24 protein-coding genes are annotated in these 25,989 nt (G+C 56.3%); 16 read left to right on the top strand and 8 right to left on the bottom strand.

Annotated elements, in window-relative coordinates:
* Window positions 1-38: 38 nt before the first annotated feature.
* A complete protein-coding gene (locus RIC29_08055) occupies window positions 39-347 on the bottom strand; it encodes an SCP2 sterol-binding domain-containing protein (protein MEQ8734863.1) in 309 nt (102 codons plus the stop codon).
* A 103-nt stretch (window positions 348-450) separates the two neighbouring features.
* On the opposite strand from RIC29_08055, the gene RIC29_08060 reads away from it, so the two are divergent.
* The 6 genes from RIC29_08060 to RIC29_08085 all read left to right on the top strand — a co-directional run bounded on the left by RIC29_08060 (window position 451) and on the right by RIC29_08085 (window position 7,845).
* The gene (locus tag RIC29_08060; GenBank protein ID MEQ8734864.1) at window positions 451-1,167 is read left to right on the top strand and encodes an SDR family oxidoreductase; all 717 of its coding nucleotides are present in this window, start codon (window positions 451-453) and stop codon (window positions 1,165-1,167) included.
* A gap of 14 nt (window positions 1,168-1,181) precedes the next feature.
* Window positions 1,182-2,402 carry a serine hydrolase gene (locus RIC29_08065; protein ID MEQ8734865.1) on the top strand — a complete coding sequence of 407 codons (1,221 nt, stop codon included), beginning with the start codon at window positions 1,182-1,184 and terminating at the stop codon, window positions 2,400-2,402.
* A gap of 46 nt (window positions 2,403-2,448) precedes the next feature.
* Complete coding sequence (locus RIC29_08070) at window positions 2,449-3,681, top strand: serine hydrolase (GenBank protein ID MEQ8734866.1); 1,233 nt, start codon at window positions 2,449-2,451, stop codon at window positions 3,679-3,681.
* Window positions 3,682-3,881: 200 nt separating this feature from the next.
* On the top strand, window positions 3,882-5,120 hold the full coding sequence (locus RIC29_08075) for a hypothetical protein (GenBank protein ID MEQ8734867.1): 1,239 nt from the start codon (window positions 3,882-3,884) through the stop codon (window positions 5,118-5,120).
* A gap of 86 nt (window positions 5,121-5,206) precedes the next feature.
* On the top strand, window positions 5,207-7,426 hold the full coding sequence (locus RIC29_08080; protein MEQ8734868.1) for a SpoIIE family protein phosphatase: 2,220 nt from the start codon (window positions 5,207-5,209) through the stop codon (window positions 7,424-7,426).
* The gene (locus RIC29_08085) at window positions 7,423-7,845 is read left to right on the top strand and encodes a DUF1489 domain-containing protein (GenBank protein MEQ8734869.1); all 423 of its coding nucleotides are present in this window, start codon (window positions 7,423-7,425) and stop codon (window positions 7,843-7,845) included. The genes RIC29_08080 and RIC29_08085 overlap by 4 nt, the downstream gene beginning before the upstream one ends.
* Before the next feature lies 1 nt (window position 7,846).
* Here the strand turns inward: RIC29_08085 and RIC29_08090 are convergent, their stop codons facing one another.
* On the bottom strand, window positions 7,847-8,701 hold the full coding sequence (locus RIC29_08090) for an SDR family oxidoreductase (GenBank protein MEQ8734870.1): 855 nt from the start codon (window positions 8,699-8,701) through the stop codon (window positions 7,847-7,849).
* Between the two features lie 133 nt (window positions 8,702-8,834).
* On the opposite strand from RIC29_08090, the gene RIC29_08095 reads away from it, so the two are divergent.
* Window positions 8,835-10,958, top strand: a complete 2,124-nt coding sequence (locus RIC29_08095) for a tetratricopeptide repeat protein (GenBank protein MEQ8734871.1) — start codon at window positions 8,835-8,837, stop codon at window positions 10,956-10,958.
* Here RIC29_08095 and RIC29_08100 read toward each other — a convergent pair.
* Window positions 10,941-11,834, bottom strand: a complete 894-nt coding sequence (locus RIC29_08100) for an EamA family transporter (protein ID MEQ8734872.1) — start codon at window positions 11,832-11,834, stop codon at window positions 10,941-10,943. The two genes, RIC29_08095 and RIC29_08100, sit on opposite strands and share 18 nt — an antisense overlap.
* Window positions 11,835-11,965: 131 nt before the next feature.
* On the opposite strand from RIC29_08100, the gene RIC29_08105 reads away from it, so the two are divergent.
* From RIC29_08105 to RIC29_08125, 5 genes are all read left to right on the top strand, one after another.
* On the top strand, window positions 11,966-12,754 hold the full coding sequence (locus RIC29_08105) for a hypothetical protein (protein ID MEQ8734873.1): 789 nt from the start codon (window positions 11,966-11,968) through the stop codon (window positions 12,752-12,754).
* A 49-nt stretch (window positions 12,755-12,803) separates the two neighbouring features.
* Complete coding sequence (locus RIC29_08110) at window positions 12,804-13,868, top strand: DUF2333 family protein (protein MEQ8734874.1); 1,065 nt, start codon at window positions 12,804-12,806, stop codon at window positions 13,866-13,868.
* A 96-nt stretch (window positions 13,869-13,964) separates the two neighbouring features.
* Window positions 13,965-14,378, top strand: a complete 414-nt coding sequence (gene msrB, locus RIC29_08115; protein ID MEQ8734875.1) for a peptide-methionine (R)-S-oxide reductase MsrB — start codon at window positions 13,965-13,967, stop codon at window positions 14,376-14,378.
* Window positions 14,379-14,741: 363 nt separating this feature from the next.
* The gene (locus RIC29_08120; protein MEQ8734876.1) at window positions 14,742-15,227 is read left to right on the top strand and encodes a DUF427 domain-containing protein; all 486 of its coding nucleotides are present in this window, start codon (window positions 14,742-14,744) and stop codon (window positions 15,225-15,227) included.
* A gap of 143 nt (window positions 15,228-15,370) precedes the next feature.
* Window positions 15,371-15,904: a GNAT family N-acetyltransferase gene (locus tag RIC29_08125; GenBank protein ID MEQ8734877.1), complete on the top strand. Its 534-nt coding sequence runs from the start codon at window positions 15,371-15,373 to the stop codon at window positions 15,902-15,904.
* Between the two features lie 62 nt (window positions 15,905-15,966).
* Here RIC29_08125 and RIC29_08130 read toward each other — a convergent pair whose 3' ends face one another.
* The gene (locus RIC29_08130; GenBank protein MEQ8734878.1) at window positions 15,967-16,746 is read right to left on the bottom strand and encodes an alpha/beta hydrolase; all 780 of its coding nucleotides are present in this window, start codon (window positions 16,744-16,746) and stop codon (window positions 15,967-15,969) included.
* Between the two features lie 281 nt (window positions 16,747-17,027).
* Window positions 17,028-17,873, bottom strand: a complete 846-nt coding sequence (locus RIC29_08135) for an alpha/beta hydrolase (GenBank protein MEQ8734879.1) — start codon at window positions 17,871-17,873, stop codon at window positions 17,028-17,030.
* 93 nt (window positions 17,874-17,966) lie between these two features.
* Between RIC29_08135 and RIC29_08140 the strand changes: the two genes are divergently transcribed.
* Window positions 17,967-18,416, top strand: coding sequence for a hypothetical protein (locus tag RIC29_08140; protein MEQ8734880.1), 450 nt, complete (start codon window positions 17,967-17,969; stop codon window positions 18,414-18,416).
* On the opposite strand, the gene RIC29_08145 is transcribed toward RIC29_08140, so the two are convergent.
* The gene (locus RIC29_08145; GenBank protein MEQ8734881.1) at window positions 18,417-19,676 is read right to left on the bottom strand and encodes an FAD/NAD(P)-binding oxidoreductase; all 1,260 of its coding nucleotides are present in this window, start codon (window positions 19,674-19,676) and stop codon (window positions 18,417-18,419) included. It lies immediately after the preceding gene.
* A gap of 125 nt (window positions 19,677-19,801) precedes the next feature.
* On the opposite strand from RIC29_08145, the gene RIC29_08150 reads away from it, so the two are divergent.
* Window positions 19,802-20,452, top strand: a complete 651-nt coding sequence (locus RIC29_08150) for a chromophore lyase CpcT/CpeT (GenBank protein ID MEQ8734882.1) — start codon at window positions 19,802-19,804, stop codon at window positions 20,450-20,452.
* A 4-nt stretch (window positions 20,453-20,456) separates the two neighbouring features.
* Here RIC29_08150 and RIC29_08155 read toward each other — a convergent pair whose 3' ends face one another.
* Together RIC29_08155 and RIC29_08160 are read right to left on the bottom strand one after the other, a co-directional pair.
* Entirely contained in the window at window positions 20,457-21,836 is a 1,380-nt protein-coding gene (locus tag RIC29_08155; protein ID MEQ8734883.1) for a sodium:alanine symporter family protein, read from the bottom strand.
* A 139-nt stretch (window positions 21,837-21,975) separates the two neighbouring features.
* Window positions 21,976-23,049, bottom strand: a complete 1,074-nt coding sequence (locus RIC29_08160; GenBank protein MEQ8734884.1) for a lysine-2,3-aminomutase-like protein — start codon at window positions 23,047-23,049, stop codon at window positions 21,976-21,978.
* Between the two features lie 132 nt (window positions 23,050-23,181).
* Here RIC29_08160 and RIC29_08165 point away from each other — a divergent pair, with 132 nt between their 5' ends.
* Entirely contained in the window at window positions 23,182-25,179 is a 1,998-nt protein-coding gene (locus tag RIC29_08165) for a nitrilase-related carbon-nitrogen hydrolase (GenBank protein ID MEQ8734885.1), read from the top strand.
* An 86-nt stretch (window positions 25,180-25,265) separates the two neighbouring features.
* A complete protein-coding gene (locus tag RIC29_08170) occupies window positions 25,266-25,979 on the top strand; it encodes an NAD(P)H-binding protein (protein MEQ8734886.1) in 714 nt (237 codons plus the stop codon).
* Window positions 25,980-25,989 lie beyond the last annotated feature (10 nt).

The raw sequence follows: 25,989 nt of genomic DNA on the forward strand, positions 1-25,989 counted from the left end.
AAGCAATATCAATGGCTTGATGCTTAGTTTCCTGCGTCTTATGCGTCTAACAGGCTGCTGAGTTTCAGGGCAATGCCCTTTGAGCCAAAGATCTTGAGTTTGCCCATTGTGAAGGCGACCGTTGGATTCAGATCGCCCTTCATCAGTTTCTGCAGATTTTCGGGCGACAGCACGAGTGTGGTTTCCGCCTCTTCATGCTCTGGGTTAGGTGTGACCACCACCTCATCGCCGGTGGCATCAATGAGGATTTTTCCAGTGTCTTCAAGGTCGAACAGCACGGTGTGATTGAGTTCCGAGAGGTCAGCCGCCCGGCGGCGCACTTCGTCCACGATTTGGTCGAATTCCATTCAGTCTTACTCCCTGTACTGTTCTTTGTGGTCGTTCTGTGGCCCATGGTGGTATGCAGGGGCATAACACGCAATACGAAATACGAGAGAAAGGATGCTTGATATGTCGACAGTATTAATCACTGGGGCCAATCGTGGTTTGGGGTTTGGCTTGGTGGACGTTTATGCGGCGGATGGCTGGACCGTATTGGCCTGCTGCCGTAGTCCAGAGTCAGCAACAGATCTCAAAGCTTTGCGTGACTCTTCTCAAGGCAAAGTCAGTATTCATCAGGTTGATGTTGCTGATCACGCGTCGATTGATGCATTGGCCGCCAGCCTCAAAGGTCAGCCCATTGATGTATTGCTCAATGTTGCCGGCTACTATGGCAAGAAAATTGTCACCGAGCCGGGTGGTCTGCAAGAGTTTGGAACGTCCGACTACGACGAATGGGATAAGATTTTCCGCATCAACACATACAGTCCTATGAAGATGTCAGAAGCCTTGATTGAGAATGTCGCGGCCAGTGAGCATAAAAAGCTCGTTACCCTGTCAAGTATCCTTGGCTCGATCGGCGGCAATGATGTGGGGAATATGTATCCCTACCGCGCGAGTAAAGCTGCGGTAAATGCCATCATGCGCTCCATGTCTATAGATTTGAAGGACAAGGGCATTACTGCCATTGCGCTCCATCCCGGTTGGGTGCGCACCGCCATGGGGGGGCCTCAAGCTGACATCGATGCTGATGAAAGCGTCAAGGGCATGAAGAAGGTGATCGATGGTTTAACGCCAGCCGATGCGGGTCGCTTTATGGCATACGATGGCAGTGAGTTGCCCTGGTAGGCGGTTTAAATTTAATGGCGATCTTGAAAACGTTTCTGAAGTGGTGCGGGATTGGTCTTGGCCTACTCATCGCAGTGCCTGTGCTTGGCTTTGCTGTTTTGTACCTGACCGATGCTACCTACTACGGACGGATCGCCACCGTCGTTACAATTGATCCGGTGAAAGACGTTGAGTGGTATGAACCTCTTGAGCGGGTGCCAGGACAACAAGGCGCGCCGCTGCCACGTAATGACGCAGCCCTGAAAACCATCTCCGAGGACGCCTGGTCAAAGGCCAAGGCTTACGCTGAAGAAACCGGGTCGGTTGCCCTAGTGGTGTGGCATCGCGGTGCGATCCAATATGAACATTATGGGGAAGGATTTGATCGCACGTCCCGCACGGACCCGGCCTCAATGCACAAGTCCGTCGTTGCATTACTCATCGGTGCCGCGATTGAGGACGGCACCCTGTCCTCCGTTGATGAACCCGCAGCCACCTATTTAACAGAATGGGCCAAGGATGACCGGGCGCAGGTAACCCTTCGCCATTTGCTGCAGATGACCAGCGGCATGTATCGCGACCCGTTCAGTCCAAGCCCGTTTGGCACGACCATGAAACTGAACTTCGGGACCGACCTGACAGCCCTGACTCTCGCACAGCCCGCGCGCAAAACGCCCGGTGAAGAGTTCGATTACAATAACTTCAATCCCCAAGCCCTTGGCATTCTGTTGGAGCGTGCGACGGGCCAACGGTATGCCGAAGTCTTGTCTGAAAAACTCTGGTCCAAATTGGGAACGGGAGACGCTTATCTCTGGCTGGATCGCGAGGGCGGTATGCCCCGCACGTATTGTTGCCTCCAGGCGACGGCAGAGGATTGGCTGCGCGTTGGTCTGCTCCATCTTAACAAGGGTAGGGTTGGTGAAACCCGGGTCTTGTCAGAGTCTTGGATGCAGGATGTGGTCACCGGTTCAGATGCGGGGCCAAATTACGGATATCTGACTTGGCTGGGGTCCCCCTACCGTGAGCAACGCGATTATGGGCCCTATGTCGATGCCTACGTTCAGCACGATGAGCCTTACCTTGCTGATGATGTGATCTACTTTGATGGCGCTGGTGGCCAGCGGGTCTATATCATTCCGTCCTATGATATGGTGATTGTCCGCACAGGCACGGGCGGCATTGATTTCGCTGCGGGATCATTCCTCTGGGAAGACTCTCGCATCCCAAATATTTTGATGAGCGGCGTAATTCCGTAACGCGATTATGCGAAGCCACGAAGTCCGGTCTTAAGGAGAGTTCGAAATGAACCTAGCTAAGAAAATTCTGAAATGGACGGCGATCAGCCTTGGGGTCGTGGTGTTGGCTGGGGTTGTCTTTCTGGCGTCAGATTGGCGCTACTACAAGCGCCTGGCTACGCGAGATATGGCAACCGTCATGACCGATATGGCCTGGTATGATCCTGTGGTGGAAGTGAAGCCGGGCACGCCAGAGCCGCTTCCTCGTGCGACAGCCGACACGCAAACCTTCTCAGAGGATGCGCTTGAAAGCTTCAAAGCCTACGCTGAAGGCAATGGCACCATGTCGCTTCTGATTTGGCATAAGGGCGCGGTCCAACTGGAATGGCATGGCCAGGGGTTTGATGAAACGTCCTATATGGAATCTGCCTCCATGCATAAGTCCGTCATGGCGCTGCTGTTCGGCATCGCGATTGACCAGGGCTTCATTCCCTCTGTCGATGAACCGGCGGCAACCTATTTGACGGAATGGCGGGATGACGACCGCTCAAAGATCACCATCCGCAACATGCTGCAAATGGCCCATGGTCTAAGCCGTGCGCCGGGCGGGTTCAGCCCCCTGGGCGACAACATGAAACTGGGCATGGGCACGGATTGGGCTAGCATCGCCCTCAAAGCACCTGCCGAGGATCCGCCCAACTCGGTCTTTGCCTACAGCAATCTCAACTCTCAGTTGCTTGGCTTGGTTCTGGAGCGGGCTGTGGGGATGCCCTACGCGGCGTATCTCGAACAAAACCTGTGGTCCAAAATTGCCGAAAGCCCTGCCTGGGTGTGGTTGGACCGTCCCGGGGGCTTGGCCAAAACGTCCGGAACACTCCTGACGCCGGCGCGCAACTGGCTGCGGCTGGGGCTTCTGCATCTGAACAAAGGCCGTTTTGAGGGCGAGCAAGTGGTGCCCGAGGAGTGGATGACAGAGGTGATCACGCCCTCTCCAAACAACCCGAATTATGGCTATCAGACGTGGTTGGGCACGGAATTTGTTGAAAAACGCAGCTATGGCAAAGGGGTTGGCGCGCATGTACCGCATTCCGAGCCGTTTGAGGCCCGGGACGTGGTCTACTTTGATGGTGCCAATGGGCAGCGGGTCTACGTTATTCCATCAGAATCTCTCGTGATTGTGAGAACGGGCGAAGGGGGCCTGGATTTCCAGACAGGAGCCTTTCTGTGGGATGAGCCAGAATTGCCGAATTTGGTGATAAGAGCCATTCGCAGCAGTGAGTCAGCGGCGCTCACGCCCTAAACTTTTGGTTGATTTAGGTATTAGGGTTCTATGCCCGGGCTTTACCTTAACCCAGTTTTGTCGTGATATTTCATGGCTTTAATTGACCATTAGGCGAAAACACTGATACTTTCCGGCGTAACTTAGCCTCGGACTTAACAGCGCGTTTTTGTTCGCGGGACGTGAACGTTGTTATAAAGCCGATACGGGAAAAAATCTGCATGTCGGAAGCGGTGGCTCAAACGACACCAACGCAAGGCGGACATGGCGGCGGCCCAACGGTCGGAACGCTATCTGACCTCGTACGTGAAATGGGCCGGTGGCGAGAGTCCCCCGTCGCCAACATAGTGTTTGTTGTGATCAGCGTTTCGAGCGCACTGCCCGAAAGCAAGCGCACCCCTCCGTTGGTCGAACAAATCAAAGATGGCGTGGCGGCGCAGGCGGCCCTGCGTGGTGGCAAAGCCTTCACGCTCTCGACGTGCGATTTTGCGATTTTGGCAAAACTCCCCGAAACCGCCATGATTGGAACGGTGCGTGACCTTAAGGTTGAAATGCTGCGCACCTTTGAGCGGCATTTCCCAGGCAGCTTCGGCACCATTGATCAAACCCGTTTGGTGCTGAGTTATGAACTGCAAGGCAACTATCGCTCCGCCGCCGACCGCATTGCCAAGTATGCTGAGTTGGCCAACCAGGAAAGTGCGAAGTCTGCCGGTGACAAAAAATTACGCCCCCTGACGCCCGCAGATATCAAGAACGTGATGCGGGCCTACGAGAAATTTGGCTCCGAGAAATTCATTAAGACGTTTGTGCGCAGTCAGGAAGTTTGTTTGGCGGTTGATGGCCGTCCGCCTGAACCGGTCATGACCGAATACTTCATCAGCATGGACCTGCTCAGAAAACCGCTCTTCGTCGATGTGGAAATGCGTGGCAGTGGACGTCTGTTTAACGAGTTTACGCTCGTCCTCGATCAAATCCTCCTCCAGGCTTTTGACAGTCTGAAGCTTGGTGAGCTTCGTGTGTCTCTTAACCTCAATGTGGAAAGCGTTTTCACCGAGGCGTTTGAAAACTTTATCGAGCGGACGCCGGAATCGACCTTGCAACAGGTCGTGTTTGAGTTCCGTCAATCCAACATCGTTGAAAACTTTGATGAGTTTCAGGTGGCGCGTGGTTTAATTCGTGCCAAAGGGGCTCACATTGCCGTTGACCAGATTTTTCCGCAGACGGTGGGTTTGGTAGATCTCGACTTCTTGGGGGCCAGCATTGCCAAAATTCACTGGCGCAATGGGGCTGAGGAAGTGCTGCACGAACGGGAAAAGGCGATCACCAATCTCATCGCGGCTGGTGTTTTACCGGTTCTCATTCGGGTCGATCAGGAGCGCGCTCTGGAAGTTGGCAATGGCATGGGAATCACCATGTATCAGGGCTTCCTGATTGATGACATGCTTAAAGGCGACGCCTGAGTTTAAGGCCGTCAGTTTTGTGAGGGCTTTCCCCACAACACTTGCTGTTGACCCTGCGCTTGCCTTAATGGCTACCTAGGAACGTCATGCGCATTCAAGCCAAACTCTTTTTTCTTCTTGTGATCATCGCGGTGTTGCCCTTGGTGGCCTTAAGCTGGCGATCGCAAGTTGCCACCGAGCGGTTGGGTATGGCCATCGCGGAACGCGGCCGGACTGCCGTTGCGGACCAGTTTGAATCCCAGTTGCATCAGGCCGTGAGGCTGGGAACAACGATCCTGTTTCAAGAGCAACGGCTGGTCGAGTTGACCCTGCGCGTCCAGGCGGCTGAAGTTGAGCGGCGCTTAGCCAACCGCCGTCCCCGCAACCCCGGGGCCATTTATTTCAGCTCTGATTTTGATGACCGGTCGAAGTGGCCAGCTGGCACTGTGCTGTCCAGCACTCATCAGCGTCTGGCGGACGATGGCACCTGGGCGCCTGCGGCTATTTCTCCCGATCACCAGTCGTTTTTTATCCCGGCAGGCATCAACCAAAATACTGTTGCACCGGAGCTGTTGCGGCTGGCAACCATGAGCGAACAGTACCGTCGTTTGGCGGCTGAAAACCAAAGCCTTATTTTCTGGCAGCATACGGCGTTAGCAAGCGGGATCCATTCCGTTTATCCCGGACACGGCGGGTATCCGGAAACCTATGACCCCCGGAAACGTCTTTGGTACACGCAAGCTAAAAACAGCGGGGGTCTGGTGTGGACCACCCCCATGATTGACGCGACCACAGGTGTGTTGGTCCTGACCGCCGCGATGCCGGTGTATAAAACGGACGGCTCTTTTGCAGGGGTCACTGCCATAGACGTTCAGATTTTATCTGTCATGGACCGCATACAAGAGCAGTTACAGATCGAAGAGCCGGCAGAAGGGTTCATCGTCCGGTTGGCTGAACCGGATGGCGATGTGTTCTCGCCAGATCAGTTTGATTTCGATACGCCCAGTTATCAGCCTGATCTGTTCATTGTCGCTTACCGTGGGTATCAGACCCAGGGCGTGAATTGGGATACCAACATTGCCCCCGAGATGCTGATGGGCGGTAGCCCGGAATCCTTATATATGCTGATTAACGACCTTGCCACCGAGCGCGATGGTATCCGGCGCATGGCTTACCAGGGGCGCGATTCTTTATGGGTGTATGGGCGTCTGCAACGTCTGGGCGCAACCTTGCTCTATATTGTACCCTACTCTGATGTCGAGCAAATGGCCGAACAGGCGCAGGCGTTTATTGGCCAGGCGACAGATGACCAAATTCAAGTCGCTGGTGTTGCGTCAGTTATTTTGATTATTCTGGTTGGCGTACTGGCCATCACAGCGTCCCGTTCTGTGACCGGGCCACTACGGGAGCTTGCCAAGATGGCATCGTCTCTGGCGCGCGGTAATATGGATAGCCAGGTGCCTGTGTATAGCCGCGACGAGATCGGCGATGTGGCTCAGGCTTTTAATGCCATGGTGCCAAAATTGCGCGAGAACATCAGTGTCCGTCAATCCATGATGTTGGCTTCCGAAGTGCAGCAAAAACTGCTCCCTGCTCACGCTCCCGATATTGAAGGCTTAGATATTGCGGGCGGAAGCCTCTACTGCGATGACACCGGTGGCGACTACTTTGATTATCTGCATCTGCCGCACGCGGGCTTTGGACCACGCATTGGGATCGCGGTTGGCGATGTCACCGGGCATGGTGTTGCGTCAGCCCTGACCATGACAACCGTCCGGGCGCTGTTGCGTGCCAAGGCCCATGAGCATAAATCCCTGGCCCCGGTGATTGATGACGTCAATGTTCACATGACAGAAGACGCCACGGGCGGCCGGTTTGTGACGCTGATCTACCTGGTGATCGAGCCGCAAACCCGCACCGTTAAGTGGGTCAGTGCGGGGCATGATCCAGTCATCGTGTATGAGCCGGCGGAAGATGCCTTTTCCGAGCTTGCAGGTGAGGACATTCCGCTGGGTGTGGAGGGCAACTGGCATTTCCGCGAAGGGCAACGTGAGTCCTGGAGTGCCGGCGCTATTATGGTCATCGGCACTGATGGTGTCTGGGAAGCGCGCAATGCCGCTGGAGAGATGTTCGGTAAAAAAGCTTTGCAGGAGGTGGTCCGTCGTCACGCCCACCGGTCAGCGGCAACCATTTGTGACGCCGTCTCTCAAGCTTTGGATGCTTTTCGCGGAGAAATGCCCTATCGGGATGATGTCACGCTTGTCGTTGTCAAGTTTGTGGACAATGAAGACGCACAGCTTTTAGATTCGGACTCCCAGCCCGCGTGACGCTTCATCTTCTAAAACTTGCCGTCGGGATCGAACATCTCGACGACCTCAAAGCACGCCAGTCCCGGTTTGTGAACAGGGCGGGGAACTATCAGCACACCACGCGTATGTTTCCCAAACGCGAAGATGCCCTGCTCGACGGCGGGTCTATGTACTGGGTGATCAAGCGGCTCGTCAGCGTGCGCCAGAAAATCATCGCGCTCCATCGCGAAAAGGACGATGCCGGCCGGGGATATTGCCTGATCGAACTCTCGCCAGAGTACGTTTTAGTGGCACCCCAACGTAAGCGCCCCTTTCAGGGCTGGCGATACCTGAAACCTGAAGACGCGCCGCCCGATCTCAGTTCCCGGGACGGCTATATCGATCCCGATATGCCCGCCGACATGCGCGCCGAACTCAGCCGGATCGGTCTTATCTAATTTACATAATCTCCGGGTGATCATGCTTGGGCTGCAGGCAGCCTTCAAACGCCTTCTTCGGCGCAGCATCATGATCCCAGAATTTGGCAATCACACGCCGTCCTGTAAGCCCATTGGTGGCGTCCGTACACATCCAAACGGCGGGCGGAACAATCACATCCCCCGGTAGAATTTTATCGCCCCGTGTGCCCACGTCTCCGGCCACCATGGTTTGCGGAATAAAATCCGTATCGGACGCACCGCCGGGCAGTAAAATATTGACGTCCACATGGTGCTCGGCCAGTTCCCGCGCCCACACAATATGCGCCGTTTCCAAACCGGCTTTCGAGGCCCCGTAGGGTGACAGGCTGGTGCCGATCATGGTTGTCAGGCTGGTTGAGATGCTAAAGATTTTCCCAAATTTGCGCGCAATCATGTGCGGCACTACCGCTTTGGTCATCTGAAACACGCCGGTCAGATTGGTGTCGATCACGGTCCGCCAGGAGTCCACATCGACCTCCCAGAACTTGGTTGTGTCGCCGCTGTTCAGATTAATCTTATATTCCCGGCTGCCCCGACCGGCGTTGTTAATCAGCACATCGATCTGGCCATAGGCATCGAGGGTTTCTTGCACCGTCCGCTGGCAATCGTCCCAGTTGCGCACATCGGCCTGGATGGTGATGCAATGTCCCGGTCCGGCGATGGCGTCCGCCTTGGCGCGCACGGCTTCAAGTTCTTCCGGTTGACGGCTGGCGGTGAGGGCGACTTTCGCGCCGCCGTGGAGCAGTTTCTCGGCCATATACCAACCAAATCCCCGCCCGCCGCCGGTGATCAGAACAACGCGATCTTTCAGAGACTCGTGCAACAACTCAGACATCAAAGTATGCTCCTGTTGGGGCTTTTCCTATTGGGTGAGTGGGGTACTGTGGCGGTCCGCAAACTTTGTGTCACCTCTCTGCGTCGGGTGATATTTGGATGGGTCACACTGTGAACAGGACAACTGACCAGCCATGAACGACCCGGATCGGATGAAACAACAGGCAGACCAGGCCACCCGCTCGGGGCAGTTTGAAACGGCGCGCGATCTGTATATAGCTGCTTTGTCCGAGCGCACCGATTGGGTCGCCGTGCATAACAATCTGGCCATGGTCCAACGCCACCTCGGCAACGTAGATGAGGCGGAACACCACTTTCGCGAAGCCCTCAAACACGATCCGCAACAGGTCGGTGCGCTCAGCAACCTCGGCGCGCTTCTGGTCGAGCAAGACCGCTTGGTTGAGGCCGCGCCGGTGCTTGACCAGGCCAAAACCCTGGCCCCTGATCATCCGGGCGTTCTGTACAACTGGGCCTTGCTGGCGGCGGCGAACCAGGCGTTTGCAGCGGCCATTCCGGCGTTAGAGAAATCTATCAGTCTGAATCCCAACTACGCGCAGGCCCATTCAAACCTCGGCGTTGCTTTGCGCAAAACGGGGCGGCTGGAAGACGCCGTGCGGGCGTTAACCCAGGCTCTTAAGTTGAACCCCAACCTGGCCGAGGCGCACATCAATCTTGCCGCCACCCTGTCAGACCTGGGTGATGTCGATGGGGCCCTCGCGGCCGGTTTGAAGGCTGTTGCCCTCGACCCGGACTCTGCGGAAGCGCATTACAATCTGGGCAATGCCTATAATAAAATTCCTGATTTTGAACAGGCGCTGCAACAGTTTGACCACGCCTTGAAGTTAAACCCTCAGCATACGGAAGCCGAAAACAACCAGTCGCGCGCTTTATGGAGTTTGGGGCGACCCTCAGAGTCCATTCAGGCGCTGCGCCGCGTCCTCGCCATTAAACCCGCCTATGCAGCGGTGCACAGCAACATCGTTTTCAAGCTGCAGTACGACCCCGGTCAAACACCCGCGACCCTGTTCGCCGAGGTCCGCGATTGGAATACACAACATGGCACGCGTTACGGAACCACAGTGCCACAGCCGACCAATTTAGATCCCAACAAGCGGCTTAAGGTGGCGTATCTGTCTCCTCATCTGAAGCGCCATCCGGTTGGGTTTTTTGTTGAGCCGGTTCTAACCCATCATAACAGCGGTAACATTGAAGCCGTTTGCTATGCCGACATGGCCACAGGGGAGGCTTTTACAGATGCCATCACCGCACGGCTGAAGGCCACGGGCGTGGCATGGCATCACGTTCACGATCTCAGCCATGCCGCGCTCATTGAACGCTTGCGCCGGGATGAAATCGATATCCTGATTGATCTCGATGGTCATACCGGTCCCAATCGTTTGCCGGTGTTTGCGGGCCGCGCCGCGCCGGTTCAAGTGACCTGGGCGGGATACGTTGGCACCACGGGTTTGGATGCGATGGACTACCTCATCACCGACACCCGCCAAACCGTTGCGGCTGATCTTGCCGTCATGACCGAGCAGCCGGTTTACATGCCGGGCAATTACGTCACGGTCATGCCCTTCGCCGACGCGCCTAATATTGGCCCAAGCCCCAGTTCTGGCACTGGTTACGTGACCTTCGGATGCTTCAACACGCTGGATAAAATCAACGAAGCCGTCATCGCACTCTGGGCAAAAATCATGATAGCCGTGCCGAAGAGCCGCATGCGCCTGATCACCTTTGATCTGGGCGATGCGTCTGTCCGCCACCGCATCGCCGGTTTATTTGAACAGCATGGCGTGTCACCAGACCGCCTCGACCTCCAGGGCAAAATTCCGCGCATGGAGTTGCTTGAAGCTTACAACACCCTCGACATTGCCCTCGATCCCTTTCCCTATTCCGGCGGACTGACAACGCTCGAAGCGCTGTGGATGGGCGTGCCCGTGATCACCAAACGCGATGGTGACCGCTTCGCCGCGCGTCACAGCGTGACGCACCTCACCGCGGTTGGCTTGATCGAATGTATCGCTGAAAACGCTGAGGATTATGCTACCCGGGCTATCGCGCTGGCTGACGATGCCGCCCGCCGCGAACATCTCCGATCAACCTTGCGCGAAACCATGCGCACCTCTCCGGCCTGCGCTGGCGCGGCGTTCACCCGGGCGCTGGAAAAAGCTTATCGCCTGATGTGGCAGCGCCATTGTGCCGGCGAAGCGCCGACGCCGATTACGGAAGAAGCGCTAAAGGAGCGGCGGTAGAATAATCAGCGGCACGCCGATGATCATCAACGCGATGCCCACCAGCTTGGGTTTGGTCAGCGGTTCGTGCAGCAAAATCGCCCCCAGCAGCAGCGCCGAGAGTAAGCCAATCACTCGCTTCAGGGATTCCACCACGCCCACCAAGGTCAGTTGATAGGCCACCAGCTGGCTGCCATAGGCAATACCCGCCGTCAGCGACGACAACGCCGCCGGGGTCAGCGCCTGCCGCGAAATCGCCATCGCCCGTGTTCGCCCCGTCACCGCGATGTACACCATCAGCGCGACCGAAATCAGACACACCTGCACAAGCGCATGGGTGGCAGGCGACGAGAGCGCCATGCTGGCTTTGTCTAAGGGCGCAGTGGCGGACCACAACACCGCAACGCCCAGCATATAGCGCGCGCCTTTATCGGTGGCGAAGCGCGTGATCACATGCACGGGGTTCAGGTCATCTTCGGGCAGGTAAAGCGTCAACAGCCCCAGCACCGCCAGCACGATGCCGAGGGTTTGCTGGCCGGTTGGAATTTCATTCAACGCCAGTGCTCCAAACACGGTGGTAAAGACTGGCACCAATCCCAACACCGGCACGGTCAGGCTGAGGGAACTGACCCGCAGCGCCATCAAAAACAAAAGATTGGCAAACAAACCGGCCAGCGCCGTAATCACGCCGAGCGTCCAATAGCCCTCTTGCAGGGTGAAGCTGCCGGTCACCAGCACCCAGCCGCCGATGACCGGAATTTGCCCGGTGACGAACACCGTCAGCAGCAGGGTCGCGGGCATATGGTCGGAGGCGGCTTTGCGGAAGTAATCACTGGCCGCGAAGCCAATGGCGCAGACCAGTGTTAACGCGAGCGCCGGAAGAGAAACCGCAAGCATCCGTATCCTATGGTGTTGATTGAAACGCCCATCCTCACAGTCTTGTGAAGCATTTGGGCGGCTATTGCCACATTGTCGCCCCCACAACGGGGTTTCATAGCTTTATCGCACCATACCTAAAGGAGGTCGAGATGAAGCTAGCCACATTAGGGTTTTCTGTTGTTGCCTTTGCCAGTCTTGCATCGTCAGACAGCGCACAGGCGATTGATGTGCGTCATAATATTCAACTGGGTGCCCCCCTGTATGCCGGACCGAATGTGGTGATTGTTCAGGATGGCTATGGCCGCACCTTATCGGACCACGGTCGCACCGTATCGGGCTACGGTCGCACCGTGTCGGGCTACGGTCGCACCGTGTCGGGCTACGGCCTCAGCGGCAGTGTGACCATCTATGGCCAGCCGCCGCCCCGCCGATATGGCTACGGTAATGGCTATGGTAAGGGCCACGGCAACAGATATGGTCATCGTCCGCCGCCGCGTCCCTATTATTACGGACGGCCCGCGCCGCGCCATCACGTTTATCCCCGCCGCGAGCGTCATCCGCAGCCGTATCTGTATGGCAATCCTAATCACAATCCTAACCATGGACCAAATTACGGTTACGCCCCCTACGGCAATCCCCGCCATGCCGCGCCCGGCAATCCCCGCCATGCCGCGCCCGGCAACCCGCATCGTGGTCCGCGTCTCACCATTCTGGGCGCGACTTATCGCTCCATTGATGGCCGGGCCTGTAACGCCTATTCCTATGCCCATAGAAAATGTGATGGCAATCAGTCCTGCACGGTCAAGGCGTCCAACTCCATCTGTGGCGATCCGGATCGTGGCCGCCTCAAGGTGCTCGAAGTGTCTTACGCCTGCGGCAACCGCCAGTTTACCAGCAATACACCCGAACGCTCCCGCAGCCAGATCAGGTGCCGTTAAAACAGGGCGGGGGCAAACGGTAAGTTGGGGCTGATTTCAGTAATTTCACATGGTTGACGTTGACCTGTGGCCCCTGTGGCCCCATGTTCAACGCATTATGAAAGCATTTACAGACACCCTTAAAAAGCTGTTCGGTTCAGCCTTTGGTTCAGTTTTCGGCTGGATCAAGCGCCTGATTGCCCGCGACGCCGCAGATACTCCATCGCCCTTGCCGTTGCGCATCGGGGCGGCGGTCATCGCCGTCTTCTTTATTTACTATGGCGTTGGCATGGCCTTCTACAACACCATTGATGATGATCTCGGCTTCCAACCTAGCGAGACGTTTGCCATTCAAGGCGGCTCCAAGGCTGTGGCCACCGCCGCCGCTCTGGTGGACCGCGAGGCCGACCGCTGGTCGCCCAACAAGCCCTGGCTGCACCCGGCTGCCGGGCTCGACAACATGCCCAACTATCAGCTTGGTATTCTCTACGCGGCTTCACGCTTTGCCGTCGAACTGGGGGATTCTTTGGGCCGCAACCGTGGTTCCTCGGCGATTGATCCGGATTTGGATCGCGCCGCTGGCCTGCTGAAATACGATGGCACCATTTGGTACTGGGGCTCCGGCGGTTTTAACATCATTCCCACCGCCACGGCGGATTCGCAATACCACGAAGGCGTCGATGCGTTGGTGGCCTACAACCGCCGTTTGGCGGCGGGCGATGCCAACTACGAGCGTCGCGCCGACAACCTGATTGATCTGCTCAACCGGGTGTCGTCCGATCTCGGTTCGCAATCGTCCGTGTTGGACGAACGCACCTTACAGTCCAACGCCGGATACTTCGACACCCGCGCCGATGACATTTTCTACAACACCAAAGGCCGCATCTATGGCTATGCTCTCATTCTGCGGGATGTCGGGGCCGACTTCGGCTCGGTCATCGCCGAGAAGCAGTCCACCGCCTTGTGGGAGCAAATGCTCGCCAGCTTGCGCACCGCTGCCGAGATGGACCCGTTGGTCGTTGCCAACGGCAAGCAGGATGGTTTATTTGTGCCGTCGCACTTGTCGGCTCAGGGGTTTTACCTGCTGCGCGCCCGCACCCAGTTGAAAGAACTCAGCGACGCCCTCACGAAGTAGAGTCAGCGGATGTCGCACGGAACACCACGCTGAATACGATTTCATCTATTTAGCTCAGCCGGTCGTATACAGTCTGATCAAGCAGAAGGAGCCGTCATGTCTGATAATGACAACATAGAAAAAATCGAAAAATCAGAAGCCGACTGGAAAGCCGAGCTGACACCCGAGCAATATACCATTCTGCGCCAGAAGGGCACCGAGCGCGCGTGGACCGGTGTGTACAACGATTTCAAAGGCAACGGCACGTTTCACTGCGCCGGCTGCGGGGCTGCCTTGTTTGATGCGGCCACCAAATTTGACTCCGGCTCCGGCTGGCCCAGCTTCTACGACATGATAGATCCCACCGCCGTTAAAGAAATCCGCGATGTCAGCCACGGCATGATCCGTACCGAGGTTGTGTGCGCCAAATGCGATGGTCACCTGGGCCATGTATTTCCCGATGGCCCCAAACCTACCGGCCAGCGCTATTGCATCAATTCCATCTCCATCGTGCATGAGGGCGATAAGTAGTGCGTGCTGAGCACGACAAATAGTGCGTGCTGAAGCACGACAAATAGTGCGTGCTGAAGCACGATAAGTAACACCCTCCCTCTGTCACCCTTGGACTTGACTGAGCCTGTCCTCGGGTCGCCTCATGCGAGCCCGGGGAAGGGTCCAGGGCTGCAAGGTCTGGCAGAGTTCATAATCCTGGATGTTCGGGGCAAATCGCCGCTATTGGTTCACTATATTTATGCGTCATGCTCGGATTTATTCCGAGCATCCAGAGCAGCTAAATTCTATGGTGCCAGTAACCCTGGATCCTCGGAATAAATCCGAGGATGACTACGTAAGTAAGAATAAGAATATTATGGATTCTCAAAAAAGGCACACGGCGTGAATTCTGGAACACATTCTGAAGAATCCGTCTGGGATTACCCACGCCCGCCCGCGTTGCAGGCCGACAGCCGTCATGTGCGGGTGGAATTCGCCGGTGAAGTGATCGCCAACAGCACCGGTGCCTACCGCGTGCTGGAAACCAGTCACCCGCCGACGTTTTATATTCCGACCGATGACGTCAACTTCACCTTCGTCATCAGCAAACCCGGCAAACAGTCTTTCTGTGAATGGAAAGGCATGGCCGAATACTGGACCGTCAAGGTTGGCCTGCAGGTGGCCGACAGCGCGGCCTGGAGTTACCCCAAACCCAGCAAACGCTTCGCCGCCATTAAAGATTTCGTGGCGTTCTACCCCAGCAAAATGCACGCTTGTTTTGTCGGCGATGAACAGGTTCAGGCCCAAGAGGGCGACTTCTACGGCGGCTGGATCACCTCAGAGATCAAAGGCCCGTTCAAAGGCGGCGCCGGCACCTGGGGGTGGTGAGGGGGTTGGTGAAGCAACAAAACATCACCGTCATGCTCGGGTTTATCCCGAGCATCCAGGGGTATAGGCTCTACCACTGAACTCACTTTTGAGCACCTCATTACCAGGAATAGATCATGTTGGAGCAAGGGGCCAGAACGCTTATGACGTCGCGCCTTACTTTGGAGCCGCTCTCCTTCGCTCATTCGCACGGCATGTTTCAGTTATGGTCCGATGCGGACGTGTGCAAATACGTTGGCCCCGTGAAAGATTATGCCGGCGCACCCATTCATATGCCGGTCACCACATCGGCGAACAGTGACCGCATCATCGACTTCTGGATTAAAGCCGCAAAGGATGGCTGGGGTTTCCGCTGGGCTGTGCTCACGTGTGAACCTGATTGCGCCTTCACCGGCATTGTCGGGTTTAACACTCTTAAACCTTGTGCCGAGATTGCCTATCACCAATTACCCGCCCTTAGCGGCAAGGGATTCATGACAGAGGCGTGCCACGCGGCCATCGGCTGGGTGCATGAACAGGGCGCGTCAGAGGTAGACGCCTTTATCGAACCGGACAATGCCGCGTCTGTCGCTTTGGCCACGCGCCTCGGTTTATCTGCTACTGACACATATTCTGATGGTGCACGACGGTATCGCATGAGCGTTTATAAAGTAGCGCGGGCCTCCCTATTCCATTAGCGCTTGATAGGCCATTACGCGCATATCGTCGCGTAGGGGGCTGCGGTTATAGAATTCTTGGGTTAATCTAAAAACTGCTTCACCACCGCCGCCATGTCCTCGGGCCGGTCGTAAAAACAAAAGGCCCCCGCATCGGGCATCACCGTGCGTGTGGCGTTGGCGAAGATGTCCAACAGCTTTTCCTGGCCCGTCACAAACGTATCCAGTTCGCCTTGCAGCAACAGCACAGGGCAGCACACCTTGGCGCAAGCCTCGCTTTTGTCCCAGGCCAAAATGGGGTCGTGGGCATCAAAGGGTTTCAGGCGCTCTTGCATGTTGTTGAGGAAAATCTTGTGCAGCGTGGCCATGGGCGTGCCGGGGCTGCCCAGCTTGGCATACACGCCCCACATCTTGTTTAGAAACGCACCGTCTTCCGTGAGCGGTTGTTCCGTGGCGGTGCGATGGGCCAGCATCTCGGCCACCTCTTCGGGGCTGCGATAGCCGGTGCCCGAGGCCACCACTTTGGTGACCCGTTCAGGGATCGTCGCCGCCACATCAATGGCGATGGCTGCGCCGCCGTGATGACCAAGCAGCGCGGTGTGGTCGATTCCCAATCCATCCAGGGCCTGGATGAGCGTGCGGGTGTAGTCGGCCATGGTCGGCATCTGCACCGGATCGGCCGACCGGCCGTGGCCCAGCCATTCAATAGCTGTCAGGGTGTAGCGGTCGGCCAGCAGTGGGGCAAAGCTCAGGTACTCGTCGGCGTTCTGGGTGGACTGATGCAGCAGCACAAGGTTGGGTCCGTTACCGGTGGTCCAGTAGTGCAGTTGCCCCAGGTCCGTATCGACATAACCACGTTTCATCCTCAGTCTCCCAGCTTGGGTTTGGTGTCCAGCACGCCGCAAGCTGACCTGCGATGAGTTGGAATAATACAAGAAAATTTGTTAATTCTCAAGGGCTATCTTAGCTCATTCGGTGTGCTTTTTGCGTGCAAGGGCTCGTTCCAAGGGGGTGGGCCGAAGCGGGTCCATGGGCTCGTTCCTCCCATCATACGTGCCTAGGCTCGTTTGAACGAAACCAGTCGTGCATGGGCTCGACCCGAGGGCGGGTCGCAAATAAGAATCTCAATCCCTCATTAAACTGCTCATTCAGCATTTTTCTCTGCTTTTTCGGGCCATAGATCCGACTCGAGAAAGGGCCGCACAAAAGCCGCTGTGTCTTCCGGATGATAGTCTAAAAAGCCATGCCCCCAGTCGGGCAGTTCCAGCACTTTGCCGTTGTTCAGGTGCGGGTGAATGCGCCGCGTGTACTCAACCAGATCATCGTTGGTGTTCAGCACTAAAATTGGCGCACTCACCTTGGGAATGTTCTCCGGGTAGGTGTAGGAAAACGCCGCCGCATGTCCCCAGTGTTTGCGCGCCCCGCCGCGAATATGATCCGGGTAAGCGTGCATAATATCTGCCGGGGTTTGCTCCGGGCCGCGCCAGCGCCATAGGCCCTTCCAGCTGTGCAGCAGGTGCGAGCCATCGGGCACCGGGGTGTCCGGAGAACCCATCTCTTCGTTCTGTTTTGCCAGATCGGCGGCGGTATAAATCGGGGTAGAAATCAGCACCAGATGTTTGATCCGACCGGGCTGTTGCAGCGCCAGTTCGACGCAGATTTTAGAGCCCGTGTGATAGCCCATAATGTCAGCTTCGGGGAGGTCCAGCGCGTCCATCACATCTGTCATGGCCTCGGCGAAGGTGGCAATTGTCGGCTGGTCGGGCGGGAAGTCCGACATGCCATACCCCGGTGTATCCGGGGCGACAACCAGGCGGTCTTTACCCATTTCGCCCAACCAGGTTTCATACACAATGCCCGATGACGGACTGAGGTGAAAACACAGCAGCGGGCGCTTATCGCTGTTGGGGTCGCCCGCGATTCGCAGGTGAATTTGACCCGTACGGCCATCCACATACCGGCGGCGAATCTGAGCAGTTGTATTCGTCATGAGTCCCCCTTTTGCCAGGACCGCAGCAAAGCAGGGGCAGGCGCGTGAGTCCAGTGCTGTGCAGTCAGAGAGTCTGTGGTTAGACTGAACCTCATGAAAGCTAAAATACTGGGCCTCATTTTATGTTTCATCTCCACGCCGGTGTTGGCCATCTCAGACGAGGCCAATCCCTGGCTGGCATTGGAAAGCGCCGCCTGTACCGCCCATGTCATGACGGATTACACCGCTGAAATTGGCGCGCCTGTGGTGCTTCAATCAGCAAAATGGAACGGGGCCAGCAACGGTCTGCCCACCCACTGTCATGTCATGGGAACGCTGAACGGCCGCGCGGTCGATCTGCGTCTGCCAACGGTGTGGAGCGGTCAGATTTACGCCCCGTGCGGTGCTGAAACACACAGCTCAAAAGAGGCTCTAAACGAAGGTCATGCCGTTGCGTTCAGCCCAAAAAAACCAAACACATACGCGCTCTTAAAGGCCATGGCTTTACGGCATTATCCAGAAGCCAAGGCCCTTACACTTGCTGCCAACAGCACGTGCAACTGACTACTGGCGCAGGGCGGCTTCCGGTGCTTTGTAATTGGTATTGTGCCCTGGGAAGGCTTCGCGGCCTTTCAGCATGTAGTGCCAGTACATCAGCGGCAGACCGGTCTTTTTGATCCACCAGTACAACCTCCGCTCTTCACGCGGATCGAGCGGAAACGTTGGCGTGACTTTGCCGCCATAGGTGAACTCGGCCATCAAAACCTTGCCGTAGCCTGTGGTCAGCGGGCAGGAGCCGTAGCCGTCGTAACCTTCTTCCAGGCTGCCGCCGTTAATCAGCGCCATCAGGTTGCGCACCACCACCGGGGCCTGCTTGCGGATTGCGGCGGCGGTTTTGGAATTGGGTGTGGAGCACGCATCGCCCAGACCAAACACGTTCGGGTAGTTGGTCGATTGCATCGTGTGCTGATGAACATCCACCCAGCCGCCTTCGTTGGCCAAGGGTGAGGACTTCACCACCTCTGGTGCGCCCTGTGGTGGCACCGCGTGCAGCATGTCAAAACTCATCTCAACCGTCTGGCCTTCGCTGTCCCCGCCGACCACTTTGAACGTCGCCGTCTTGTTCGCACCGTCGATCTTTACCAAGTCGTGGTGGAAGTGTTTTTGAATGCCGTACCCATCGGCGATTTTTGCCAGTTCACGGGCAAAGAACGGCACCCCAAACATCGATGGGCCCTGGGGCAGGAAGTGCAGGTGGCAGTCCTGCAGAACACCACCCCGGCGCAAGTAATCTGCGGCCAGATAGGCGATCTTCTGCGGTGCCCCCGGGCATTTGATCGGCATCGCCGGTTGCGAAAACAGGGCTGTGCCACCCCGTGGGAAGCTTTGCAATACCTCCCAGGTGTATTCCACATGCTGGGGCGCATAGTTCGAGCAGACCCCGTTGCGGCCCAGGTTTTCTTCCAGGCCCTCAATGCCGCTCCAGTTACACACCAAGCCAGGGCAGACGACCAGAAAGTCGTAGGTGACCTCGCCGCCTTTCGCCAAACTTACTTTTTTGGCCTCGGGGTCGATGCTGGCTGCGGTATCTTTAATCCACTGCACACCGTCTGGGATGAGTTTCGCTTCATCCCGGCGGGTGTCTTTCAGGCTGTAGCTGCCAGCGCCGACTAGGGTGAACGCCGGTTGATAGTAATGATCGGAAGAGGGCTCAATGATCGCGATATCAAGGCTGTGGTCGTGATCATGCTGGGTCAGGGACGCTGCAACTGTAATGCCCGCGCTGCCGCCGCCGATGATGAGAATTTGATGATGCTTGGCCATGATCTGGCTCCTGCGTTACTCTAACAATATGCCCTATCTTTAAACGCTTCAGACAGGCGGACAAGGGGTCAGTCTGTAAAATCACTCTGCTATGAGTGGAAAAGGCCCTTGGGAGTAAAAAGCGCGTGAAACATAGAAAAATGTCCTTTGTTACTGCCCTCTTGGCGACGTGTTTTTCTCAAACATCACAGGCCGAAGACCTCGAGTCGCAGTTTGAACGCTTTCTGTCCTGGTGGCCTGGGACGTACGACAATCGGGCGCAGGTTGACGCATCGTCTTCGCCCATGTTGCCTGTAAATCTGTATCTTCAGCCCGTCGATCTGCCTGCGTTTGGGCCTGAGGTGGTCTATGGCGAATGGCAGGACGCTAACGACCCGTCAAAGATTGTGCGGCAACGCTTTTATGGCTTCGAGATTGATCATGATCGCCAGGCGCTGCGGCTTAATTTGCACATCTTTCCCCCTGCGCCGGACTTTGTCGCAAAGACCAAAGGCGCGTATGAAGACCCCTCCAAGGTCGCGGGGCTGAAGCCTGCAGATATGATTCCGCTTCCGGGCTGCGATGTGTACTTCACCTGGCAGGGCGATCACTTCGCTGGGGCCATGGACAAAGGCGCTTGCGCCTTTCAAGCACCGGGCACCACAGCTGACATTTACTCCTGGTCGCAAATGCGTTTGACGGCCAACACCTTCGAGTATCTAGACGGCTGGTTCAATCCAGACGGCAGTGTCTATGTGGTGCTTGCCGACGATTGGGCCATTTTTGACCGCAAGTAGATGATTACTCGGCGGGCTGATCTGCTTTCGGCTCAACCAGCTTACGGCCACCCTTGAGGCGTTCGTTGGTGATCTTGAAGATGATCGGGCTGAGCAACAGCAGCGCCAACAAATTCGGCACGGCCATCAGCGCGTTCATGATATCGGCCATCAGCCAGATCACTTGCAGTCCGGTCAGTGCGCCAACGGGAATTGCTGCGCACCATAGCACCCGAAACGGCGTAATGGCTTTTGGTCCAAAGAGAAATTCAGCACACCGCTCGCCGTAATAGCTCCAACCGAGAATGGTCGTGAAGGCGAAGATCATCAGGGAAATCATGACAATGTAGTTGCCAAAGGGCAGAGCGGATTCAAACGCCAGGGCTGTCATGGTTGCGCCATTTTCGCCGCTGGTCCACGCGCCGGTTGTGATGATGACCAAGGCCGTCATTGTGCAAACGATAATGGTATCGATGAATGTGCCCAGCATGCCAATCGCGCCCTGACGAACCGGGTCGTTGGTACGCGCGGCGGCATGGGCAATAGGGGCTGAACCCAAACCTGCTTCGTTAGAGAAAATGCCCCGTGCCACACCAAAGCGGATGGCCGCCATCACCGCTGCACCAGCAAAACCACCCGTGGCTGCTGTGCCGGTAAAGGCATCGGTGACGATCATTGCCAAGGCGGCTGGAATCTCTGTAATATTGATGGCCAGAATGATTAGGCTGGCGGTGACATAAAAAGCCACCATGGCAGGCACCAAGCGTCCAGCCACTTGTGCGATGCGCTGGATGCCGCCGATCAAAACCAGGGCTGTCAAAGTTAAGATTACGAGGGCGGTGACCCAGTTCGGAATACCCAGATTCGATTCCACAACATCGGCAATGGAATTTGCCTGCACCGTGTTGCCGGCCCCCAGACCAGCGGCAATCGCCAATAGGGCAAAGGTCGTGCCCAGCCAGGTCCATTTCGGGCCGAGGCCGTTCTTGATGTAATACATCGGTCCGCCGACATAGCGACCGTCTTCGTCGATCTCGCGAAAATGCACGGCCATGACCGCTTCGCCATATTTTGTCGCCATGCCAACAAAGGCGGTCATCCACATCCAGAAAATCGCACCGGGGCCGCCAAGGAAAATCGCAGTCGCAACACCGGCCAGGTTCCCCGTTCCGACTGTTGCAGACAGTGCGGTCATCAGTGCTTTAAAGGGGGAGATTTCGCCGTCACCGTCGGCTTTATCACCGGCATCTTTGCTGAGCAGAACGCCAAGCGCTTCTGGCAAGCGCCGTAAGGTCATGCCTTTGAGACCGATGGTTAACATGAGCCCGATGCCCAGCAGCGGAAACATCATGATCAACCAAACCCATCCGCTGATTACGTCTAAGACACCGGTAAAATTATCCATGTGTTCTCGTCCCCTGTGCTTCCAACATGTCACCCGCATGTTCCCCAACATCTAAGCGGGCAGACCCAATCATAGCGACGTCTGCGCTTCGGCACAAAGGTCTATAATACCTTAGGTCTGGCGCGGGTTTAGATTGAGTTTAGATTGAGTTTTCTGGTGGATACGCATGGCGGGTGCTGTTGATGTCTTCCACCATGGCTGTTCCATCGCCTGCGAGCTGCAAGTAAGTGGGGCCAACGGGGACTTTTCCATACCCGCCTGGGATGTCGAGAATGTAAGTGGGGAGGCACAGACCGGAGATCCGGCCACGCAGGTCTTTCATTAGTCTCTGGCCTGTTTCCAATGAAACCCGGAAATGGCTCGTGCCTGGGGCCAAGTCTGGATGGTTCAGGTAATAGGGTTTGATCCGAGCTTTGACCATCGCCCGAAATAGTGCCTCCAACGTGTCTGCGTTATCATTAACACCCCTGAGCAACACCGATTGGCCGACGAGCGGAATACCGGCCTTTGTAAGGCGCTCGCAGGCTGCAACAGCCGCAGCTGAGAGTTCTGTGGCATGGTTGGTGTGCACCGCTACATAAACCGTTGCCCTGCGCTGCGTGAAGACGTTCACCAGTTGATCCGTGATGCGTTCCGGGGCTGCGACAGGCAGGCGTGTATGCAGGCGCACAATCTGCACGTGGTCAATCGCGTCCAAGGCATGCAGAATTTTTGCCAGTCGCTTGGGTGATAACACCAGCGGGTCGCCGCCGGTCAGAATAACTTCCCAGATTTCCGTATGCTCGCGGATGTAGCTCAGCGCAGCATTAATGTCGGTGTCTGACATATAATCGCCACCCGGCCCGACCATCTCGCGCCGAAAGCAGAAGCGGCAATACACAGCGCAGGCGCTGTGCACCTTCAACAACACGCGGTCGGGGTACCGATGAACGACGCCGGGCACTGGATTGTGCGCAAAGTCGCCAATCGGGTCAGCACGCTCCTCGGGCGTTGTCGTTAACTCTTTTTTGGATGGGACGATCTGCAGGGCAATGGGGTCCGTCTCTGCCGCGCTTTCAATCAAGGCGGCCATAGCGGCAGGCACGGCGACGGCATAGCGTTCCGCTATAGCCTCCAGGTCCGTGCGGTCCGACTCGCTTACAAGTCCTTGTGTGACAAGGGCATCAATCGTAGTGGCGGTTTGCAGCCGATAGCCTGTTGTGTGATGTGTCATGGTCAGCAGACGGAACTTTTTAGCATGTGGAATGGACTCGCGGTCTGTTCTAGGCTCTTACAGAGCCCCTCGGCAAGGCTGCAGCATATTCAATCAACGCGCAGTTCCCCCTAGCAGCAGGACGATTTTAGTATGATTTTAGTGCAAACCCCTTGGACACCAACGACCCTCGACCAAGCTGTGGCTGCGGTTATTACTCAAGCGCTCGCCACCCTCGTTGAACCAGAGGGCGCCTTGGTTCTGCTGCCCCATGCCGATGGCAGTGCCGCTGAGGCTTGCGCCGAAGACGACGTGAAAACAGCGCTTATTAGTCTTGCCAAGGCGCATGGTGTTTCCCTGTGCGGATCGGCCTATGTCAAAACAGATTCGGGCCTCGTGCAAACGATTGGCTATTTGGCAGGCCCTGACGGCGAGTTGCTGTTGCGTATGCCAAAGATCATGCCTGATCTCGTTGAAGGTTTTACGGATACAACCGCGGGTACCTCACATCCGGCAGACTTTCCTGTCGCGATGACAGCGGAAGGCCAGGTTGGCATTCTCTGTGGAGAAGATATTCTCTCTCCGCATATTGTGCGGTCGCTGGTCACAAGTGGCGCGGAAGTGATCCTCAATCCAAGCCGCGAACGGACAGACAAGCATTTCGAGATTCGGCAGAAAGCCCGGCAAGCGCGCTCCTATGAAAACCTCGCCTATGTCGCCGTCGCCTCGCCAAGTGCGGTTGCGATTGACGGTGCCACGACCAAATTGCCGACCGCTACGGCGTTGGCGGAAATGTGGGGCACAGAGATACGAGCAACTTCGGATGAGTCCTTCCTCCTAGGAGATATCGATATTCAGAGTCTGCGCCGCCGCCGCGAAGAGCCCATGGGCAACATGCCGGCCATTGTTCGCATGCGCTTGTATGCACATGGGTATGCGCAAGAGGGTTCCAATGCGCCGCCATCACCTCAGTCTCGCAACGAATGGATCAGCACAGGTCAGGAAAAAGTGGCCCCTGCCGCTAATCCTGCCCGAGATGCTAAAGACCGCATGGATCGCTATGACGTCCTTCTTGGGCAGACTGTCACGCATGTTACGACCAATCCATCCAACTTGATCGAGTACCGCCAGCGTAACCTAGACAATGCACTTTATGTCGCAGGGCCGTTTGCCAAATCCCCAGGAGTGAAGCTGGTTGTCTTCCCGGAATTCTTTCTGACCGGGGCCGTCAGCCAGTTGGGCAGCCGGTCCGGGCATATTGCCGACAAGATTGGTATCTCCTTCCCGGGGCCAGAAGCCGATCAACTGGCCAAGTTTGCCCAGGATAACAACACCTACGTTTCTGGTGGCGTATTTGAATACGATCCAAAATGGCCGGAGCGGTTCTTTAACTCCGCTTTCATTTTCGATGACAACGGCAACCTGGTTCACCTCTATCGCAAAATCCATTGTGCCGATGTGTTTGGACGTTTGCCCGATACAACACCGGGCAGTGTGTATAGCGAATATGTAGATCGCTACGGCTACGATCATCTGTTCCCCGTGGCCGACACGCCGCTTGGGAAACTTTGCACGGTCATTTGCTTCGATATGAACTTTGGTGAGACCCATCGCGCCATGGTCAAGCGGGGTGCCGAGGTGATTATTCATCCCACATCGGAACCCCACAACGTGCGGCGACGTGGCTGGGATATTGCGCGCCACGTCCGAGCCTTCGAAAACACAGCTTATCTTCTGACCGCGGGACATGGCGGCGAGTTCCGCGGGGGCGGGTTGTCCTTCCCGGGCGCTATGCAGCGTGGCTACTCGAAGGTCGTTAACTATGATGGATCATTGCAATGCATTGCTGATGGTCCTGGGGCCGTTCCTCTGGTGGGGTCCATCGATATGCTGGCACTGCGCCGGGCGCGGGCGGACATCAAATCCAATCTGGCAGCGTGGGATAACCCCATCGTTTATGCCCACAAATATGCCGCTGAACGAGGTATCGCCAATGATGTTTGGACTGGGGATCCCAATGTAAACCCTTACGAAGATGCAGCCGAAATCAAACGGATGATCAACATTTATCAACGCGACAAGGTTTACATTCCATCCGAGAATTCCGCCAATACGGTGGCCATAGACCAGTCTATGCAAGCCGTTGTTTAACGGAAGCTGAGGAATAATTGAGACTCTGTTCCTGCGTCGAACGTGTCATACTTAACGTTAGATCAATGCCATATTGGAGACGACACATGATTGTTAGAAAACTAAGCTTGGCCTTCGTTGCGGCGCTCAGTTCTTTAGTTGCAAGCACAGTGGCTTTCGCCGTCGAAGGCCCGGTTCTCGTTTTTGGAGGCACAAGCGGCACAGGTCTTGCCGCTGTCCAGGTTTTGCGGGCGCAGGACGTGCCAGTGACCGTGTTCATTCGGCCGACATCTGATACGTCCGCGCTTGAGCCACTTGGTGTCACCACCGTCGTCGGTGATGCGCTGGTTGCTGATGATGTGGCTGCAGCCTTCGCAACAGGGTCCTATAAGACCGTCATCAGTTCTTTGGGTGGGCGGCGCGGCGAACCGCGTCCGGACCTTGATGGCAACAAGAACATCACAGCTGCCGCAAAAGCTGCCGGTGCAAAACGAGTGGTTCAAATCAGCTCTATCGGAGTCGGTGACACCCGTGAGCCTCCTGGTCCAGGCGCAAATTTCATGGCTGAAGTGTTTTATCTTAAAACCTTGGCGGAAGATGATCTGATGAACAGCGGTCTTGATTACACCATTGTCCGTCCTGGTGGCTTACGTCGTGGCGAAGCGACCGGCACGGGGATTTACCAAGAAGAAGAGCGCATGGGGTCGATTGACCGCCAAGAACTCGGGCGGTTGGTTGTCGAGATGCTCAACGATGATTCGACCATTGGTAAAGTGCTGTATGCGATCGACCCGGCACTTCCTATGCCTGAAGAAGAATAGATCTGAGTTT

Source organism: Rhodospirillaceae bacterium (assembly GCA_040219235.1).
Classification (GTDB): domain Bacteria; phylum Pseudomonadota; class Alphaproteobacteria; order Rhodospirillales; family Rhodospirillaceae; genus WLXB01.

What these genes read in the sequence shown, in the direction of transcription:
- RIC29_08140 (MEQ8734880.1), top strand. Translation starts at nt 17,967, where the DNA reads ATGAAAGCTAAAATACTGGGCCTCATTTTATGTTTCATCTCCACGCCG.
- RIC29_08055 (MEQ8734863.1), bottom strand. Translation starts at nt 347, where the DNA reads ATGGAATTCGACCAAATCGTGGACGAAGTGCGCCGCCGGGCGGCTGAC.
- RIC29_08070 (MEQ8734866.1), top strand. Translation starts at nt 2,449, where the DNA reads ATGAACCTAGCTAAGAAAATTCTGAAATGGACGGCGATCAGCCTTGGG.
- RIC29_08130 (MEQ8734878.1), bottom strand. Translation starts at nt 16,746, where the DNA reads ATGAAACGTGGTTATGTCGATACGGACCTGGGGCAACTGCACTACTGG.
- RIC29_08110 (MEQ8734874.1), top strand. Translation starts at nt 12,804, where the DNA reads ATGGTTGACGTTGACCTGTGGCCCCTGTGGCCCCATGTTCAACGCATT.
- msrB (MEQ8734875.1), top strand. Translation starts at nt 13,965, where the DNA reads ATGTCTGATAATGACAACATAGAAAAAATCGAAAAATCAGAAGCCGAC.
- RIC29_08100 (MEQ8734872.1), bottom strand. Translation starts at nt 11,834, where the DNA reads ATGCTTGCGGTTTCTCTTCCGGCGCTCGCGTTAACACTGGTCTGCGCC.
- RIC29_08090 (MEQ8734870.1), bottom strand. Translation starts at nt 8,701, where the DNA reads ATGTCTGAGTTGTTGCACGAGTCTCTGAAAGATCGCGTTGTTCTGATC.
- RIC29_08135 (MEQ8734879.1), bottom strand. Translation starts at nt 17,873, where the DNA reads ATGACGAATACAACTGCTCAGATTCGCCGCCGGTATGTGGATGGCCGT.
- RIC29_08125 (MEQ8734877.1), top strand. Translation starts at nt 15,371, where the DNA reads ATGACGTCGCGCCTTACTTTGGAGCCGCTCTCCTTCGCTCATTCGCAC.
- RIC29_08160 (MEQ8734884.1), bottom strand. Translation starts at nt 23,049, where the DNA reads ATGACACATCACACAACAGGCTATCGGCTGCAAACCGCCACTACGATT.
- RIC29_08105 (MEQ8734873.1), top strand. Translation starts at nt 11,966, where the DNA reads ATGAAGCTAGCCACATTAGGGTTTTCTGTTGTTGCCTTTGCCAGTCTT.
- RIC29_08155 (MEQ8734883.1), bottom strand. Translation starts at nt 21,836, where the DNA reads ATGGATAATTTTACCGGTGTCTTAGACGTAATCAGCGGATGGGTTTGG.
- RIC29_08060 (MEQ8734864.1), top strand. Translation starts at nt 451, where the DNA reads ATGTCGACAGTATTAATCACTGGGGCCAATCGTGGTTTGGGGTTTGGC.
- RIC29_08165 (MEQ8734885.1), top strand. Translation starts at nt 23,182, where the DNA reads ATGATTTTAGTGCAAACCCCTTGGACACCAACGACCCTCGACCAAGCT.
- RIC29_08080 (MEQ8734868.1), top strand. Translation starts at nt 5,207, where the DNA reads ATGCGCATTCAAGCCAAACTCTTTTTTCTTCTTGTGATCATCGCGGTG.
- RIC29_08145 (MEQ8734881.1), bottom strand. Translation starts at nt 19,676, where the DNA reads ATGGCCAAGCATCATCAAATTCTCATCATCGGCGGCGGCAGCGCGGGC.
- RIC29_08065 (MEQ8734865.1), top strand. Translation starts at nt 1,182, where the DNA reads ATGGCGATCTTGAAAACGTTTCTGAAGTGGTGCGGGATTGGTCTTGGC.
- RIC29_08095 (MEQ8734871.1), top strand. Translation starts at nt 8,835, where the DNA reads ATGAACGACCCGGATCGGATGAAACAACAGGCAGACCAGGCCACCCGC.
- RIC29_08075 (MEQ8734867.1), top strand. Translation starts at nt 3,882, where the DNA reads ATGTCGGAAGCGGTGGCTCAAACGACACCAACGCAAGGCGGACATGGC.
- RIC29_08170 (MEQ8734886.1), top strand. Translation starts at nt 25,266, where the DNA reads ATGATTGTTAGAAAACTAAGCTTGGCCTTCGTTGCGGCGCTCAGTTCT.